Below are 1,409 nucleotides of genomic sequence, written 5' to 3' on the forward strand. Positions count from 1 at the left end.
AGCCTTGTCCAACGACACATGAGCCTGAGCGGGGGGCGTGATTCCACAGTGAGATGAGCCTGAGCTGAAGGCGGTCTGGAGTTTGGGATCATAGGAGCATGATCGTGAAACTCCACACCCAGGGACTCCAGACCTTTGAGCAGATTCAGGCGTTTGTCGAGGGCAGTCAAGCGCTCGGTTTCGAGCTCACCGACCAGGGCGAGGCCTATGAGTTCGTCACGCAGACGCTACGGCGTTTTGGCTACCCGCGTTGCCACCGCCGCGAGAAGGGACTGTTGCGCGCCTACCTTGGCCGGGTCACCGGCTTCTCGCGCGCCCAGCTCACGCGGCTGATCAGGCAGTATGTCGATGGCGGGCGCATCCGCGACCGACGCGGCGCGCCGGCGGCGCCGTTCGCGCGGCGCTACACCGAGGCGGACGTGCGCTTGCTCGCCGAGCTCGATGCCCGCCACGCCACGCTCTCGGGGCCGGCGACGCGCAAGCTCTGTGAGCGCGCCTACCACGTCTTCGGTGACGCCCGCTACGAGCGCCTCGCGGCGATCTCCAACGGCCATCTCTACAACCTGCGCGCCCGCCAGAGCTACCAGCGCCGCCGTGGCCGCGTCGACAAGACCCGCCCCACGCGCGTGGCCATCGGCGAGCGCCGTAAGCCCAACCCCCAGGGGCGTCCGGGCTACCTGCGCGTCGACTCCGTCCATCAGGGCGATCTCGACGGCATCAAGGGCGTGTACGTCATCAACGCCGTCGACGAGGTCACGCAGTTCCAGTACGTCGGCGCCGTCGAGCGCATCGCCGAGAACCACCTCTTGCCCGTGCTCGCCGCCCTCCTCGATGCCTTCCCCTTCCCCATCCGCGGCTTCCACGCCGACAACGGCTCGGAGTACATCAACCACCGCGTCGCCACGCTGCTCGACAAGCTCCACGTCCAGGAATTCACCAAGTCCCGCGCCCGACGCACCACCGACAACGCGCTGGTGGAGTCGAAAAACGCCTCGGTGGTGCGCAAGCACCTCGGCTACGCCCACATCCCCAGCCGTTTCGCCACACGCGTGAACGCCTTCACCGAACAGGCTCTCACCCCTTATCTCAACTTCCACCGCCCCTGCCTGTTCCCCACCGAGACCGTCGACGCCCGCGGGCGGCAGCGCAAGCACTACCGCTACGAGGATATAGCCACGCCCTATGACAGGCTCCGATCGCTGCCCAAGGCCGCCGATTACCTCAAGCCCGGCGTCACCTTCGAAACCCTCGATGCAATCGCCTTCGCCATCAGCGACAATGAAGCCGCTCGCCGGCTCAACAACGCCCGAGCCGAGCTATTCAAAACCATCAATCAGGCCCAAACTCCGGCCGCCTGATGGCGCTCTCACCATCGCCCGTTCAGGCTCATCTCTGGATTGGAAAGGACT

General features: G+C 65.9%; 1 protein-coding gene. It reads left to right on the forward strand.

Translation table 11 applies throughout. The annotated features are described in order from the left end of the window. The first annotated feature begins 98 nt into the window (after positions 1-98). Entirely contained in the window at positions 99-1,358 is a 1,260-nt protein-coding gene (locus ACPEES_RS23370) for an integrase (protein ID WP_435106910.1), read from the forward strand. Positions 1,359-1,409 lie beyond the last annotated feature (51 nt).

This window comes from Arhodomonas sp. AD133 (assembly GCF_051195215.1).
GTDB lineage: Bacteria > Pseudomonadota > Gammaproteobacteria > Nitrococcales > Nitrococcaceae > Arhodomonas.